Below are 15,890 nucleotides of genomic sequence, written 5' to 3' on the forward strand. Positions count from 1 at the left end.
CGGATGGCATGAACCTGGTGGGCTTCCTCAAGTACTTCTGGGCGGATTTCCGCAAGCAGAAGAAGCGCGCGGCGCTGACGGTGGCGGCGATCGTCTGGGGGACGATGTCGATCCTCCTGCTGTTGGCCTTTGGCGAGGGGCTGAAGACGCAACTGGACCGCAATCAACGCGGGCTGGGCGAAAATATCATGATTGTCTGGGGCGGACAGTCCTCGGTGCCCTTCCAGGGGCTGCCGCGGGGACGCCGGATCCGCTTCCTCCCCGAAGACCTCGATCTGATCAAGCAGAGCATCCCCGAAGTCGAGGAGGTCGGCGCCGAGTACTCTACTTGGGGCATCGACTTGGTCTATGGCCGCAAGGTTGTCTCCGAGCACATCTGCGGGGAGTACCCGTCGTACCAGCGCATCCGCGCCCATTACCCGGAAAGCGGCGGCCGCTACATCAATCAGACCGACATGGAGCACAAGCGCCGCGTCATCTTTCTCGGCCACAACCTCGCCAAACGGCTTTTTGACGATGAGGATCCGATCGGCAGGCAGATTCAGGTCTCCGGCATGCCGTTTACGGTGATCGGCGTCGGCACGGACAAGCAGCAGATGGGGATGTATGGCGGCCCCGATGTCGAAAAGGCCTCGATCCCCGCCACCACCTTCCACGCCATCTTCGGCCACAAGTATCTGAGCAACCTGGTGATCATGCCGCGCTCCGATCAGTTGAACAAGGTGGTCGAGGGGCGGCTCTATGAAGTGCTGGGCGCCAAGTACAAGTTCGATCCGGCCGACAAGCAGGCGCTGTCGATCTGGGATACGATCGAGGGGCGTCAGGAAATGATGAAGATGATGATCGGCATGCAGATCTTCATGGGGATCATCGGCGCGATGACGCTTCTGATCGCCGGGGTGGGCGTGGCGAACATCATGTATGTGGTGATCAAGGAGCGGACCAAGGAGATCGGGATCAAGATGGCGCTGGGCGCCAAGCCGCGGCTCATCCACAACACCATTCTGCTGGAAGCGCTCTTGATCTGCTTTGCCGGCGGGGCCATCGGCATCTTCGTCTCCCAGTTGATCTGCGACCTGCTGTCGCTGATCCCGCGTGACACGGAGTCGACCATGTCGTGGCTGGGGAATCCGACCATCTCGCTGCCGATCGGACTGATCACCGTTTCGATCATCGCAATGATCGGCATCATCTCCGGCTATTTCCCAGCGCGCAAGGCCGCGGCGCTCAACCCCGCCGAAACACTGCGCTACGAGTGAGGCAACCGTCATGAACGCAAACGGCAACGGCAACATCATCGAGCTGCATGGCGTCTGGAAAATCTATGACACCGGCAAGGTGAAGGTGGAGGCGCTGCGCGGGGTCGATCTGAAGGTCCGCAAAGGCGAGTTTCTCACGCTGGTCGGACCGTCGGGCTCGGGCAAATCGACGATGATGAACATTCTCGGTTGCCTCGATGTGCCCAGCCAGGGCACGTATCTGTTCGGCAACGAGGAAGTCAACCGGCTGTCGGTGAATCGTCTGGCGGAAATCCGCAATCAGCACATCGGTTTTGTCTTCCAAAACTTCAACCTGCTCCCCTACCTCACCGCGCTGGAGAATGTCGAGTTGCCGATGGTCTTCCGCGGGGTGGGAACCTCGGAACGCCGCAAGCGCGCCGCCGAGGTGCTGACCCGTGTCGGCCTGAGCGACCGGCTGCATCACAAGCCGACCGAGCTGTCCGGCGGGCAGATGCAGCGTGTGGCCATTGCGCGGGCGCTGGTCAATAATCCGTCGCTGCTTTTGGCCGATGAGCCCACCGGCAATCTCGATTCGGCGTCGGGCCGCGAGATTGTCGACCTGTTCGAGGAGTTGTGGAAGGCCGGGCACACGATCATGATCATCACCCACGATCCGAATCTGCCGATGCGTTCGGAACGGATTCTGCATATGCGCGATGGCCTCTTGGGCAACGGCAACGGCGCCCACTAAGCCCCTCTGCCCCATCGCCTTATCCGACCGCCGGAGGATTCCGGTCTGGCTTGATTCCCGCCGCGTTTTCCCACATACTCGCCGTCCACCTTGTCAGCAGGGAGCGGACGGAGCAACGGTATGGCCGAACAGAAAAAGAGCATCGCGCGCACATGGGCGGAATTCGCCGCGCAACTGAAGTTCGAACAGATTGACCCGGAATCGGTGGTGCACGCCAAGCGATTCCTGCTGGATTCGTGCGGTTGCGCCCTCGGCGGCTTCCATCACGAAGACATCGAGATCATGCGCAAGACGCTCGGAGAGTTCGGCGGCAGCCCCGAGGCGACGGTCTGGTCTTCGGGCGAGAAGACCAACGCCTACTTCGTCACGCTGCTCAATTCGCTGGCCATACGAGTGATGGATTACAACGACATTTACTGGGAGGCCGATCCTTCGCATCCCTCCGATTTGATCCCGGCGGCCACCTCGCTGGGCGAACAGTACCGCAGATCGGGGCAGGATGTGATCGCCGGGATTGTCCTGGCCTATGAACTGGAGATGCGCCTGTGCGAGTTCGGCATCCCCGGCATCCGTGAACGCGGCTGGCATCATGCCTCGCTGACGCAGATTGCCTCGCCGGTGGTGGCCGGGTTCATGATGGGGCTGTCGGTCGATCAGATCGTCAACGCGATCGGCATCTCAACCTGTCACAACATGACCATGGGGGCGGTGGCGGCCGGCAAGTTGACGATGATGAAGAACACGGTCGACCCGATGGCGACGGCCTCGGGCGTGTTCGCCGCGCGTCTGGCGCGTCACGGCTACATCGGCACCGAATTGATCATCGAAGGCAAAGAGGGATTCTGCCAGGTGCTCGGACCGGATTGGGACATGGGACGTTTGACCGACGGCCTCGGCAAAGGCTGGCGCATCGGGCGCTGCGCCTACAAGGCCTTCCCGACCGAGGCGCTCACGCACTCGCCGATCTCGGCGGCGCTCGATCTGGTCAAGACGCATGACATCAAGCCCGAGCAGGTCGCGCATGTCAAGGTGCGCACCATTGCCCGCGCCAAAGACATTCTTGCCGATCCAACCAAGTACCATCCTGAGACCAAGGAGACCGCCGACCACTCGCTGCCGTATGTGATCGGCGCCGCGATCATGGACCGTATGATCACGCCGCTGCAGTTTACCCACCAGCGCATTCACGATCCGAAGCTTCAGGCGCTGTTGCAGAAGATTGAAGTGGTCGCCGACCCGGGCTACGAAAAACAGTTCCCGGCCAAGAAACTCTCCGGGGTATCGATCACCACCGCCGATGGCAAGACAGTCGAAAAGGAAGTCGAATTCCCCAAGGGGTACCCGGCCAACCCGATGACCAACGCCGACCTCGAGGAGAAATTCCGCGCGCTGACCTCCGAGGTGATGGACAAGGCGGCACAGGACCGTGTGATCGAGGCGGTCGGCAATCTCGACCGGGCGCCGAATCTCGACGCCTTCCTCAAGGCCATGACGGTGAAATCCAACGCGTAGAAGCGGCTCTTGAGCCGCGAAAGCCCGCAATAGGACGCCGGAGTCGCAGATCAGCGACTCCGGCGTTGTGCGTTTTTGTTGTATGGCTTCTGCCCATTACGGACAGGGCGCGCAGAACTCGGCGGCGGGATTTGCCCCGCGGAAGGCGACGTTGACCACGCGGACAACATCGATCACGTTGCTGGCCCCGGAGCAATCGAGGTCGACACGGTCATAGGGGCAGGCGTTGTCGCGCACCGCCGCGGCGCCGCGAAAGGCGACCGCGACGACGGTGACGACGTCCTGCACGTTGGCGATTATGCCATCGCAGGCGGGGTCGCCGGCGCAGGGGCAGTCGCAAGGGGGCTGCACAGCGCGCTCGGCGGTGTAGATGAAATCGCCGTTGAGCGTGCCATCGTTGTCGGCGGCGTTGCCGGCGGCATAGATGGTGATCGCTCCGACCGGCGCGGCCGGGGCGATCCAGCCGAAGTACCAGCCGGGGGCGTTGTCGGCGACGCCCGGATCGGTGCCGGTGGCGGTGTGCTTGATGTACTGCCGCCCGTTGGCGGCGGTCGACAATTGGGTGCGGGGCGTATCGAGCACGAGGATCGCGCCGACCGCCTGCGCCAGTGAGTCGAGCACGGTCGCCTCAAATCCCCAGCGGCTCTGTCCCGACTGGGACAGGCCGACGCCAATTGTCACGGTGTCTCCGGGCGTGTATTGCGCGGGGGCAGTCAGCGTCAGGGCGCCCTCGCCGACGTCGAGATTGTCGTGGCAGGTGGCGCAGGTGCTCTCGCCGGGGGCGCCGGTGCGGGCATTCGGCGGCCCCCCAGAGGAGGCGACAGCCAATGCGGCCATGCCGAAGACGGCAAGTACCGCGAAACTGAGTCGACGTTGCGTGGTCATGAGGTTGTATCCCGTGCCGGACGACGTATGTTCGTCGCCATGCTTGAGGAATATAACGGATTTACGCGAGATTTCGGACGGAGCAGACGGAAGCACGCCGGCGCCCTGTGCAGAGCTCCGGCGCGCAATTAACCGCAGCAGTTATTCCACCCAATCCGCGATGAAGATGTTCGTCTCCCCCGGCTTGGACTGGTTGCGGTTGGAGGCGAAGACCAGCCTGGTGCCATCGCGGTTGAACATCGGGAAGCCATCAAAGGTGGGCTCGAAGGTGATCTGCTCCAGCCCGGTGCCGTCGATGTTGATCATGAACAGATCGAAGTTGCGCTTCCTGGGATCGTTCATGCACGATGAGAATATGAGCCGCTTGCCGTCGGGATGGAAGTACGGGCAGAAGTTGGCCGATCCATTGTTGGTCACCTGCCGTTTGCCGGTGCCGTCGGCGTTCATCACCCAGAGTTCGAGCCTGCTGGGACGGATCAGCCCCTGCGCGAGCAGGTTTTTGTAATCGGCGATGTCGGCCGAGTCGGTCGGGTGGCTGCCGCGGTAACAGATCATCTTGCCGTCGGGTGAGAAGAATGCGCCGCCATCGTAGCCAAGCTCATGGGTCAACTGGACCGGATTGCTCCCATCGGGATTCATCACATACAGATCGAGATCGCCGTTGCGCACCGAGGTGAAGAGGATCCTGGTGCCGTCGGGGGAATAGACCGCCTCGGCGTCGTAGCCGGGAGTGTCGGTCAAACGCCTGAGGTCGGAGCCATCGGGTTTGGCGGAAAAGACATCGTAGCCGGGATAGAGGGCCCAGACATACCCCTGCGACATCGACGGCTTCGGCGGGCAGGAATCGCCGGCCAGATGGGTGGAGCAGAAGATTATGCGCTCGCCATCGGGCGCGAAGAACGAACAGGTGGTGACACCGGTGCCGGTGGAAACCATGCGCAGATCGGAGCCATCGATGTTCATCGTATAGATGCGGTCGCAGGGGTAACCATCGCGGGTCGATTGGAAGATCAGTTTCCGGCCATCGGCGGAGAAGTAGGCCTCGGCGTTCTCGCCGCCGAAACTGAGTTGGCGGATGTTTTTGAAGTGTTTCTCGCCGGGGACAATCAGGGCGGAATCGGTCGTGGCCGCCGGGGCGGCGGCGGCGACCGCCTCGCTGCCGGCAAACTGCCAGGACCGGGCGAAAGTGACCCGTTCGGCCAGGGTCGGGTGGTCATACAGCCAGATCTTGATGAAAGTCGACGGATCGGGGTTGGAGAGATTGGTCGCCGCCAACTTCTCAAAGGCGCCGACCGCCGCCTCGGTATCGGCGGTTTTTTGCAGGCCGAAGACGTCGGCCTGGTGTTCGAAGTGTCGCCAGATTCCGTTTTGCAACGGCGAAAAAAGAAAACCGATCACCGAAAACGAGAGCGCCAGAAGCGGCATGCTGGCGAAACTGGAGAGCCGTTCAAATCCAAACCGGTGCCGGTATTTTCGAATCAACGCGTTCATCGCCAGATGCGACAGCCAGGCGGCGATGAAGATGAAGGCGACGGCGATCCCCAGTCCGATCCAGATGTGCTGGAGCAAGTAGTGCCCCATCTCGTGGCCGACGACGAAGAGGACTTCCGCGGGCTCCATGGTGGCGATCAGGTTGTCGTAGAGGACGATTCGTTTGGTCTTTCCCAGTCCGGTGACGTAGGCGTTCAGCTTCTTGGTGTCCTTCGATGCGTCCATGACAAAGACGCGCGAATCGGGAATGCCCGACTGCGCGGCCAGATGGAGAATCTGCGCGCGCAGCGGGGTGTCATCCATGGGCTTGGTCTCATAGAAGATCGGCGTGATGACGATCGGCCCGATGATCACGAAGAAGATGACCAGCGGCACCGAGACCACGCCCAGCCATGCCCACCAGGAGCGCGGATTGCGGCGGATGATCGCGTAGACGATCACCGCCAGCAACGCCAAGATCACCAGCGCCACGCCCAGTCCCTTGAGCAGGTCGAATGTCCAGGCGCCAAACGACTGGTTCGAGAGGCCGTATTGGTGCTCGAGGTGGAAACCGGAATAGTAATCCAGCGGCAACGAGGCGACCTGGACGATGGCAATCAGCGCAACGAGATAGAGGAACAGCGTCAGCAGGCGTCGCTTACCGATCCGTTCGGCCCACGCCAGCATCCTGGCGGAAAAGCCGGTGAAGAGCAGGACCAGCCAGATGGCCAGGCCATAGAAGAATTCGACGAAATACAGCAGGTTGGTGGTGTTGGAGTACTCGATGGCTTGCGCGCGACGCTCGGGAGTCATCTCCCCCCAGCCGGGTTCGTCGGAGGCGGGCGGCGTTGCGGATTGCGCAAATGCCGCCAGGGGGGACATCGCGGCGACAAGCGCCAGCAGGAGCAGCAGAGGCACAAGCAGTCGAGGCACGGTCGGACGCATACGCTTCCCTCCCAGTGGTCGCGGTCAATTTAGACCGGTCGGGAGGCGGTCGCAATCGCAATCGGCCAGGAACAGGCCCGAAGGATGTCAAAGGCGATGCGGCGTCTCATGCCGGACCGCCGGGGGCGTTCTCCGGCGGCTCGGGGATCGCCGATGCGCCTTTCAGCGTATCGTGCAGCAAGGTGATGCGTCCGGACAGGATCGCGTTGACCACCCGCGTGAACTCGTTGACCGAAAGCGACTGAAGCGACAGCGGATGCCAGATCAGTTTGGGTTGTCGGGCGGACCGTTTCATGCGCACCTCTCCCTCTGGGCGGGATACCCGGTCAGACGGCTCTGAACGTTTTCAGACGCTAAAGGTGTCGCAAGGCTGGATAGGCAGTGATCCCCTCGTCCTGCATTCAATACGCGACCAAATTTGTGTTTGTAAGCAAAAAGGTGGGACGGGAGCGGGCGGGCCATCACTTTTCCGAATTGACTTGGATGGTGCGGACGGGTGAAATTGATGGACTGTCGTGGTGCCGGGGCGTCGTCTGGAAGGATACCCCGGCGGCTTTTTTTGGGTTTTCTGCGATGACGAGCAAATCCACCGAGACCGCTGTCCGCCGCCTGGCGGGCATGGCCGATCTGCTTCCGGAGGAGACGGCGCAGTGGGTGCGCGCCGAGGAGATTGTCCGGACGGTGATGCGCCGCTTCGGCTTCGGCGAGATACGCTGCCCGGTGATGGAACCGACCGAACTTTTCGAGCGCGGCACCGGGGAATCGACCGACATCGTGCAGAAGGAGATGTACACCTTCGTCGACCGGGGGGAGCGATCGGTGACGCTGCGCCCGGAGGGCACTCCGTCGGTGGTGCGCGCCTATCTGGAGGAATCGCTGGGGGTCAAACGGCCCAGTTGGAAGTTCTTCTACATCGGGCCGATGTTCCGGGCGGAGCGTCCCCAGGCGGGGCGTCTGCGGCAGTTCCACCAGTTCGGCGCCGAATTGATCGGGCCGGCCGGACCGGAGGCCGATGTCGAGACCATCGCGCTGGCCGACGCGATCCTGCGCGAGTTGGGCGTTCGGGAGTTTGCGCTGGTGATCAATTCGATCGGCGGGCCGCAGGCGCGTGTCGAGTTGAACGCCGCCCTGCGGGCTTTTCTGACCGATCCCGATGTGTTCGCGGCGATCTGCGCGGACTGCAAGCGGCGCGCCACCACCAATCCCCTGCGCATCTTCGACTGCAAGGTTGAGAAGTGCCAGGCGATCTACCGGAATGCGCCGTCGATCGATCGTTTCCTGACCGACGATGACCGGCGGCACTTCGAGGCGGTCAAGCACGGGCTCGATCAACTGGGGCTGCCCTTCCGGATCGACCTGCGGCTGGTGCGCGGGCTGGATTATTACACACGCACGACCTACGAGTTCAAGTCGACGCGGCTGGGGGCGCAGGATGCGCTCTGCGGCGGCGGGCGGTACGATGGTCTGGTCGAGATTCTCGGCGGGCCGCCGACGCCGGCGGTCGGATTTGCCGCCGGCTTTGAGCGTGTCTTGGCGGCGCTGCCGGAAGACGCGCGGTCCACGGCAGCGCGGTTGGACGTGTTTGTCTGCGCGCTGGGCGAGGCGGCCGCGGAGCGGGCCACCGCGGCGGTGGCGCGTCTGCGCGCGCTCGGACTGGCGGCCGATCGGGATTTCCTCGGACGGGGCCTGAAGGCGCAGATGAAGGAAGCCGACCGTCTGCGCGCCCGCTATGTCATTCTCATCGGCGACGATGAGATTTCCAAGGGACGGTATCAGTTGCGCGTCATGGACAAGGCCGAACAAACCGAAATCACCGCGGACCCCGGCGACTGGACGGTCGCCCTGTTTGCCTGAGAACGGATACGACACGATGCTGATCATTGAATCGATCAAACGCACCCACACCTGCGGCGAATTGCGCGTCACGCACGCCGGCCAGACGGTGCGTCTCAACGGCTGGGTGGCGCACTGGCGCGACCTCGGTGGGCTGTTCTTCATCGACCTGCGCGACCGCTACGGGATCACGCAGATTGTCTTTCACCCCGAATCCCTCGATGCCGAGACGATGCAGACCGCGGCGGCGTTGCGGGCCGAGACGGTAATCGGGATCGAGGGCGCGGTGCAGAAGCGTCCGGAGGGGACGGTCAACCCGAAGCTGGCCACCGGCGAAATCGAAGTGTCGGTGTCGCGTCTGGTGGTGCTCAACCGATCGAAGACCCCGCCGTTTGAGATCGAGGAACACACCAACGCCTCGGAAGACCTGCGCCTGAAGTATCGCTACCTCGATTTGCGCCGTCCGCCGCTGCAGCAGAAACTGCGCATCCGCCATCAGGCGTCGATCGCCGTGCGCAACTACCTCAACAACCAGGGATTCTATGAGATCGAGACGCCGCTTTTGATGCGCTCGACCCCGGAGGGCGCGCGCGACTATGTGGTGCCGTCGCGGATTCACAAGGGGCGTTTCTATGCCCTGCCGCAGTCGCCGCAATTGATGAAGCAGATCCTGATGATTGCGGGGTTTGATCGCTACTTCCAGTTGGCGCGCTGTCTGCGAGATGAGGACCTGCGCGCCGACCGCCAGCCGGAACACACCCAGATCGACATGGAAATGACCTTCGTCACTCCGGATGACATCTTCGCGGTGGTCGAGGGGATGATGAAGCACCTCTTCAAGGAGGTGCTGGGCGTCAACATCATCGCCCCGTTCCAGCGCCTGACCTACCGCCAGGCGATGGACACCTACGGGTCGGACAAACCCGACCTGCGCTATGATCTGCCGATCGTGAACATTGCCGAAGCGGTGCGTCAGTGCGGTTTCAAGGTCTTCGAGGACACGGTGGCGCGGGGCGGGCGTGTGTCGGCGCTGCGCGCGCCGGGTCTGGCCACGCTGTCGCGCAGCCAGATCGCCGAGCTGGAAAAGATCGCCAAGGATCAGGGCGCGGCGGGGCTGGCCTATATCCTGTATGCCGAGGATGGCGTCAAATCGCCCATCGCCAAGTTTCTCGCTCCGGAGGCGCTCGACCGGATCACCGGGGCCTCCGAGGCGCGGGTCGGCGACGCGGTGTTGATCGTGGCCGGCGACACCAAGATCTGCTGGGCGGCCATGGGCAAACTGCGCAGCGAGATCGCCGGGCGTCTCAACCTTGTCAACACCGGCAAGTTCGCCTTCGCCTGGGTGACCGAGTTTCCGCTGTTTGAGTACAACGCCGACGCCGGACGTTACGACGCGATGCACAACATCGTTACCCACCCCTATGACGAGGACCTGCCGAAACTCGAAGCCGGATTCACCACCGCCGCCGCGCCGGGCACGCCGGAGCATCCATGGGAATTCATCCGCGCCTATCAATATGACCTGGTGCTCAACGGCACCGAGATCGCCTCGGGCGGAATCCGCAATCACCGGCCGGAAATCCAACGGCGGGTGCTCAATGCGCTGGGGATCGACGATGAACGGGCCAAGCGGATGTTTGGTTTCCTCCTGGAGGCGCTCGAATACGGCGCGCCGCCCCACGGCGGGATCGCCCCCGGCTTCGACCGGATCGTGGCGATCATGACCAATTCCGAATCGTTGCGCGACGTCATCGCCTTCCCAAAGACCACTCAGGCGCAGTCGTTGATGGACTCCTGCCCGTCGGAGATCGAGCAGCATCAGTTGGATGAGTTGGGAATTCAGATCAAGTCGTAGATACACGCGACAGTGCCCAACGACAAGAGGGACGGGTCGATGCCGACTCGTCCCTTTTCTTTGCCGTGTGGTCCTGATTGTTCAGCCGGGCGGCGAGACTCAGACCACCGGAAGCACAATCTTGCCGGTGGCGGCCATGCGCGATTGCAGGCGATTGAGGGTCGCCTCGAACAACGACTTCTGCAGCGGCTTTTGGAAGACTCCCTCGATGTGCAGCTCACGCATGGCGGACGGGGAGACATCGTACGGCGCGCCGGTCAATAGTACGATGGGTACGAAGGGATGAGTGACGCGGATGAGCGCGGACGATTCGAGGCCATCCATGCGCGGCATGCGGATGTCCATGATGACCAAATCGATCTTTCGCTGCTTGAGACAGGAGAGCGCTTCGCGTCCGGAAGCGACCGCCTGCGCACGATGCCCCCAGGTGGTCAAAAGCTGACAAACGCCAGCGCGCGCGTCCGGTTCATCATCCACAAACAGAATGTCGGCCGGCTGCGGAGCGAGTTCGGGCGCGCTCTCCATCATAGCGGTATCCTCCCTGATTGTTGGTCCCCATTCGGATATCGGCGTGTTGGCGCGAAACGTCGAGCCCTTTGGCGGCATCGGCGGGGCAGCCGCCAACCCCACCAAGACTATCCTATTGCGTCTAAATAACTTAGATTGGCTTTCCGGATTGCGGCGAAGAATGCCAAAGCGGACGGTTCTGCGGTGCGTATATTTGGTCCATCTTTGGTCGATGTATCAAAGGCGACCCGTGTGGTCGCTGTTTGGGGCCGATTGGTGTTTGGGCGATGACGAGGCACACTTTGAATCCGCCTTCTGGCGCAGACGGTAGTCCCCAAGAGGGGGACCGGAGCCGGACGCTGTCCTGCGCGCATCCGCTTTGAGTAGACCCTCCCAGCGCATCATCTCGATCGAAGGAACCGATCCGCGGGTTCTCTTTGGGCGGCACGGCGTGTTTCTGTCGCTGATTGAGGCCCGTTTGGACATCACGTTGACGGCGCGCGGCGACGAGGTGATCGCGGTGGGCCAACCGGAGCGTTTGGACGCGGCCTCGCGGCTGTTCGTCGACCTGCTATCGCACATTGAGAAGACCGGGGAATTGTCGGAGCGCTACTTGAATTACGCCATCACGGTGGTACAGGACGGCGGCGAAGGCCCCTCGGCGCAATTGGAAGCGTCGGGCGCGCCGGGGTCGCGTCAGAAGATCACGCCCAAGACACTCGGCCAGAAGGAATATCTCGAGACGATCGAGAACTACGATATCACGGTTTGCGTCGGCCCTGCCGGCACCGGCAAAACCTACCTGGCGGTCGCCATGGCGGTGGCCGAACTCAAGGCTAAGCTGGTCAGCCGGATCATCCTGGCGCGGCCGGCGGTCGAGGCGGGCGAATCGCTCGGCTTCCTCCCCGGCGACATCCGCGCCAAGGTCGATCCCTACCTGCGGCCGGTCTACGATGCGCTCTACGACATGATGCCGATGGACAAGATGCATCGGTTGATGGAGACCGGGACGATCGAGATCGTGCCGCTGGCGTTCATGCGCGGGCGGACGCTCAACAACGCCTTTGTCATCCTCGATGAGGCGCAGAACACCACCGTCGGGCAGATGAAGATGTTTCTGACCCGTCTGGGCGAGCGCTCCAAGGCGGTGGTCACCGGCGATCTTACGCAGATCGACCTGGCGCACCCCACCACGTCCGGACTGACGCTGGCCTGCCAGATTCTCAAAGGGATCAAAGGGATCGGAATGGTGTATCTGACGGAGAAGGATGTGGTGCGTCACCGGCTGGTGAGCGCCATCATCCGGGCGTTTGAGCGCCATGAGGGGCGCGACGAAGGCGCGCGCCGCAACCATCAACTGCAATCGCCCACGGACGCCTCCGCAAGCGACGGGGAGGCCTGACGGCCGGGTATGTTCCACGTCCTGCTCAGAGCCAAGCGCGCCATCGCCGCGCGGATCCGCACGCGTCTGGAAGACGTGAGCGACACGCGCCGTTACCGGCGCGTGCAGACGGCGACGCACATCGCGCTGGGCCTGCTGGTCGTGGCCGGCTCGATTGTCTTTTTCCCGCGGCCGGAGTTGTTTGTCCCACCCGATTTCCCCCGCGAAGGAGACATCGCCACCGCCGAGATCATCGCGCCGTTTGATTTTCCGGTCATGAAGTCGCCGGAGGAGATTCGCGCCGAGGAGGATGAAATCCGGCGTGAGACACCTCCCATCCTGAAGTATGACCGGGTGATTGCCGACTCGATTCAGCGCACGCTGGGCCATTTCTTCAACCGCGCCGAGCGGCTGGCGGCCTCACCGATCAGCCCGAATCTGCGCAAGGAGCGGTTGGCGCAGGAGTTTCCGTGGTGGGACCTGGACACGCTGACCCCGCCGCGTGCGGGCGGCGGCTGGCTGGCCCTGCGTTTCACCGCCGAGGATGCGGTGCGGCGGCTCTATACCACCGGCATCTTCCCCGACACGCGCTTCCTGCCGACGACGGAAAGCCCGTTTGTCATGGTGGACCGTCCCGGAGTGGGGGAAATGCCGCTCAAGCGCGATCAGATTCTCGACCGGTCGGCGGCGCGGGCGCGCATCGAAGTCGAACTGGCGGAGATTCCGGGGGTCGACGAGTCCGAACGCCAGCGGCTGGTGGCGGTGATCAGCGATTTGCTCACGCCCAATCTGGTGTACGATCACGAATCAACCGAGCAACGCCGCCAGGCGCTTCTGGATGAACTCCAGCCGTACAAGGTGCGCATCTACCGCGGCGAGCGGATCGTGGCGAAGAATGAGCGGGTGACGGCGGCGCACGCCGAGCGATTGGCAGCGCTGGCGCAATTGCGCGCCGAGCGGCGCGATTCGGACAGCCTGCTCGGATATCTGCTGCCGATCGGCGGACGGGCGCTGTTCGCGCTGTTTTGCGTGGCGGGCATGGCGGCGCACTTCTACTATTTCCGCCGCCGCTACCTGCGACGCTCGGCGGTGATCCTCCTCACCGCGCTGCTGTGGCTGTTTACGCTGGCGGCGGCACGCGTGGCGTTGGCCTTTGGCTGGCCCTTTCTCTACCTCATACCGATCCCGTTTACCGCCATCCTGATCACCGTGCTGGTGGATCTGGGCACGGCGCTGGTGTCAACGGTCTTTCTCTCGTTCCTGGTCGGCGTGGTGACCGGCTTCAGTTTCCCGGTGACGGTGGTCGGCGTGGCGGTCGGCATGGTGTCGGCCTACAGCGTGCGGACGGTGCGCCGCCGCTACGACTTCTACCGCCCGGCGCTCTACGGATCGCTGACCTTCCTCCTGGTGATTGTCGTGATTGAGTCGCTGCGTTACACCGAAACCGAGGGCATCCTGCAGGCGGCCGGGTACGGCATGGTGAATTCGATTGTCGCGGCGATCCTGGCGGTCGGCGTGTTACCGGTGTTCGAATCGCTGTTCGGGTTCACCACCGATCTGACGCTGTTGGAACTATCCAATCTCAATCATCCGCTGCTGAAGCGTCTGTCGCTGGAGGCGCCGGGGACCTACCATCACTCGATCGTGATCGGCAACCTCTCCGAGGCGGCTGCCGAGGCAATCGGCGCCAACGCGCTGTTGGCGCGCGTGGGGGCCTACTACCACGACATCGGCAAGATGGAAAAGCCGGAGTACTTTGTCGAGAACATGCGCCACACCAAAAGCAAGCACGACAAACTCTCGCCATCGATGAGCGCGCTCATCCTCGAACGGCATGTCAAGGGCGGCAAGGAGCTGGCCCTCGAGCACAATCTGCCCGACGCGGTGATCGATTTCATCGAGCAGCATCATGGCACCACGGTCATGAGCTTCTTCTACCAGAAGGCCCTGAAGCAGTCGCCGGACGAAGGGGTGGTCGAAGAGGAATACCGCTACCCCGGCCCGAAGCCGCAGACGCGCGAGACCGCGATCCTGATGCTGGCCGATTCGGTCGAAGCGGTGACGCGCACGCTCGACGACCCCAAGCCGGGGCGGGTGCAGGCGGTGGTCCAGAAAGTGATCGCCGACAAATTCCTCGCCGGCCAATTGGAGGAGTGCAATCTCACGTTGCGCGACTTGCATCGGATCGAACAGGCGTTCCTTAAGATCCTGCTGGGAGTGTTCCACCAGCGGATCGACTACCCCTCGGCGGCGGATTCGCTGGAGGACGAGGCGGACAACAGCGACGTTGCGCCCACGCGCGACGCACTGCAAACCCGGCCGACGGGCCGCCCCTCGTAGAACTGGCATGGCGTCTCCCTCGGCCAACCCCACCGCCACCCGTCGCGCCCGGAAGACGTCCGGGCGGACCGTTCGTGTGCATCTGGTGCGGGACTTCCACGGGGCGCGTTTGCCGGTGGCGCGAATGCGCGCGGCGCTGGAGTCCATCATCCGTCGCGAGCATGGCGGGGGCACGGTGCAGGTGATCGTGGTCGATGATACGGTCATGCGCCGGCTTAACCGCCGGTTCCGGGGCAGGGACCAGACGACCGACGTGCTCTCCTTCCCGCTCGGCGGCCGGATGCCTGGTATGGACGGTGACCATCTGATCGGTGAGATCTACTGCAATTACGCGCACTGCCGGCGCTGGGCCGCGGAGCACGGCGGCACGATCGCCGATGAGGTTCTGCGACTGGCGGTGCACGGCTGCCTGCATCTGTTCGGCTACGATCACCATACACCGGCGGACAACGCGCGCATGCGCCGAGCCGAAGACCGGTGCCTGCTCGCTGTCGGGCTGATCGGCGCACGGACAGCGGGAGAGAGTGGGCGCGATGCTTGAACTGCTGATCACCCTGGTGGTCTCGCTTCTGCTGCTGGTCATGATCTATCTGACCAACGCCGGCGCGCAGCAATTGTCGGCGCTGGTGGATCTCGCCACGGAACGTGCCGAGGACGACGATGAGGCATCGGGGCGCTGGGAATTATTGGCGCGTTCGTCGCGCGATGTCCTGCTGGCGGCAGACCTGCTCAAGTCGCTGGCGTTCGGGATCATGATTGTGCTCGCACTGTGGGCCGTGCCGCGCTTCTGCGCGTCGATGGCCTGGTCGTCGCTGCCCTGTCTGGTGGTCGCGCTGCCGTTGGTGTGGCTGGTCCATGTCCTGGCCGGCGATGTCCTCCCGCGGCGGGCGGCGCGGGCCGAACCGGCGCCGCGGCTCCTGTCGATGCGTCTGGCCGCGCTGTCATTGACCTGGCAGATGTTCCGTCCCGTGCTGTCGCTGGCCCACTGGGTTTCGACCCTGCACCGCCCTTCGACACGTTTGGCCGAGCGCGAGGAGATCGTTGAACGCGCGTTCGATTCGCTGGCCGAATCGGTCGGGATGGATGAACCGGTGATCGAGCCGGATGAGCGCGAGATGATCCGCGGCGTGATCGGGCTGGAGGACACCGAGGTGCGGGAGGTGATGGTCCCGCGCATCGACATTGTGGCGG

Annotated in this window: 13 protein-coding genes; 9 read left to right on the top strand and 4 right to left on the bottom strand. The window is 63.3% G+C overall.

Annotated features, from left to right (window positions below; genetic code table 11):
• Positions 1-8: 8 nt before the first annotated feature.
• The 3 genes from VNN55_10260 (at position 9) to VNN55_10270 (ending at position 3,483) form a co-directional block, all read left to right on the top strand.
• Complete coding sequence (locus tag VNN55_10260; GenBank protein ID HWO57935.1) at positions 9-1,259, top strand: ABC transporter permease; 1,251 nt, start codon at positions 9-11, stop codon at positions 1,257-1,259.
• 34 nt (positions 1,260-1,293) lie between these two features.
• Positions 1,294-1,971, top strand: coding sequence for an ABC transporter ATP-binding protein (locus VNN55_10265; protein HWO57936.1), 678 nt, complete (start codon positions 1,294-1,296; stop codon positions 1,969-1,971).
• 120 nt (positions 1,972-2,091) lie between these two features.
• Positions 2,092-3,483, top strand: a complete 1,392-nt coding sequence (locus tag VNN55_10270) for an MmgE/PrpD family protein (GenBank protein HWO57937.1) — start codon at positions 2,092-2,094, stop codon at positions 3,481-3,483.
• Positions 3,484-3,579: 96 nt separating this feature from the next.
• Here the strand turns inward: VNN55_10270 and VNN55_10275 are convergent, their stop codons facing one another.
• The 3 genes from VNN55_10275 to VNN55_10285 all read right to left on the bottom strand — a co-directional run bounded on the left by VNN55_10275 (position 3,580) and on the right by VNN55_10285 (position 7,078).
• Entirely contained in the window at positions 3,580-4,368 is a 789-nt protein-coding gene (locus tag VNN55_10275) for a choice-of-anchor V domain-containing protein (GenBank protein ID HWO57938.1), read from the bottom strand.
• 141 nt (positions 4,369-4,509) lie between these two features.
• Entirely contained in the window at positions 4,510-6,783 is a 2,274-nt protein-coding gene (locus tag VNN55_10280) for a M48 family metalloprotease (GenBank protein HWO57939.1), read from the bottom strand.
• 106 nt (positions 6,784-6,889) lie between these two features.
• The gene (locus VNN55_10285) at positions 6,890-7,078 is read right to left on the bottom strand and encodes a hypothetical protein (protein HWO57940.1); all 189 of its coding nucleotides are present in this window, start codon (positions 7,076-7,078) and stop codon (positions 6,890-6,892) included.
• Positions 7,079-7,356: 278 nt separating this feature from the next.
• Between VNN55_10285 and hisS the strand changes: the two genes are divergently transcribed.
• On the top strand, positions 7,357-8,637 hold the full coding sequence (gene hisS, locus VNN55_10290; GenBank protein ID HWO57941.1) for a histidine--tRNA ligase: 1,281 nt from the start codon (positions 7,357-7,359) through the stop codon (positions 8,635-8,637).
• 16 nt (positions 8,638-8,653) lie between these two features.
• Complete coding sequence (gene aspS, locus VNN55_10295) at positions 8,654-10,471, top strand: aspartate--tRNA ligase (protein ID HWO57942.1); 1,818 nt, start codon at positions 8,654-8,656, stop codon at positions 10,469-10,471.
• A gap of 99 nt (positions 10,472-10,570) precedes the next feature.
• Here the strand turns inward: aspS and VNN55_10300 are convergent, their stop codons facing one another.
• Positions 10,571-10,999: a response regulator gene (locus VNN55_10300; GenBank protein HWO57943.1), complete on the bottom strand. Its 429-nt coding sequence runs from the start codon at positions 10,997-10,999 to the stop codon at positions 10,571-10,573.
• A gap of 358 nt (positions 11,000-11,357) precedes the next feature.
• On the opposite strand from VNN55_10300, the gene VNN55_10305 reads away from it, so the two are divergent.
• The 4 genes from VNN55_10305 to VNN55_10320 form a co-directional block, all read left to right on the top strand.
• Positions 11,358-12,380, top strand: coding sequence for a PhoH family protein (locus VNN55_10305; GenBank protein ID HWO57944.1), 1,023 nt, complete (start codon positions 11,358-11,360; stop codon positions 12,378-12,380).
• Between the two features lie 9 nt (positions 12,381-12,389).
• Entirely contained in the window at positions 12,390-14,699 is a 2,310-nt protein-coding gene (locus tag VNN55_10310) for an HDIG domain-containing protein (protein ID HWO57945.1), read from the top strand.
• A gap of 7 nt (positions 14,700-14,706) precedes the next feature.
• The gene (ybeY, locus tag VNN55_10315) at positions 14,707-15,240 is read left to right on the top strand and encodes an rRNA maturation RNase YbeY (GenBank protein ID HWO57946.1); all 534 of its coding nucleotides are present in this window, start codon (positions 14,707-14,709) and stop codon (positions 15,238-15,240) included.
• Positions 15,233-15,890 (top strand): hypothetical protein (locus tag VNN55_10320; GenBank protein HWO57947.1); only part of this gene is annotated, 658 nt, incomplete at its 3' end. The genes ybeY and VNN55_10320, both read left to right, overlap by 8 nt.

The organism is bacterium, from assembly GCA_035559435.1.
Lineage (GTDB): Bacteria > Zixibacteria > MSB-5A5 > WJJR01 > WJJR01 > JACQFV01.

Excerpts from the sequence above, each read along its gene's own strand:
- VNN55_10300 (HWO57943.1), bottom strand. The coding sequence starts at position 10,999 with ATGATGGAGAGCGCGCCCGAACTCGCTCCGCAGCCGGCCGACATTCTG.
- VNN55_10280 (HWO57939.1), bottom strand. The coding sequence starts at position 6,783 with ATGCGTCCGACCGTGCCTCGACTGCTTGTGCCTCTGCTGCTCCTGCTG.
- VNN55_10310 (HWO57945.1), top strand. The coding sequence starts at position 12,390 with ATGTTCCACGTCCTGCTCAGAGCCAAGCGCGCCATCGCCGCGCGGATC.
- VNN55_10275 (HWO57938.1), bottom strand. The coding sequence starts at position 4,368 with ATGACCACGCAACGTCGACTCAGTTTCGCGGTACTTGCCGTCTTCGGC.
- VNN55_10285 (HWO57940.1), bottom strand. The coding sequence starts at position 7,078 with ATGAAACGGTCCGCCCGACAACCCAAACTGATCTGGCATCCGCTGTCG.
- ybeY (HWO57946.1), top strand. The coding sequence starts at position 14,707 with ATGGCGTCTCCCTCGGCCAACCCCACCGCCACCCGTCGCGCCCGGAAG.
- VNN55_10260 (HWO57935.1), top strand. The coding sequence starts at position 9 with ATGAACCTGGTGGGCTTCCTCAAGTACTTCTGGGCGGATTTCCGCAAG.
- aspS (HWO57942.1), top strand. The coding sequence starts at position 8,654 with ATGCTGATCATTGAATCGATCAAACGCACCCACACCTGCGGCGAATTG.
- VNN55_10270 (HWO57937.1), top strand. The coding sequence starts at position 2,092 with ATGGCCGAACAGAAAAAGAGCATCGCGCGCACATGGGCGGAATTCGCC.
- hisS (HWO57941.1), top strand. The coding sequence starts at position 7,357 with ATGACGAGCAAATCCACCGAGACCGCTGTCCGCCGCCTGGCGGGCATG.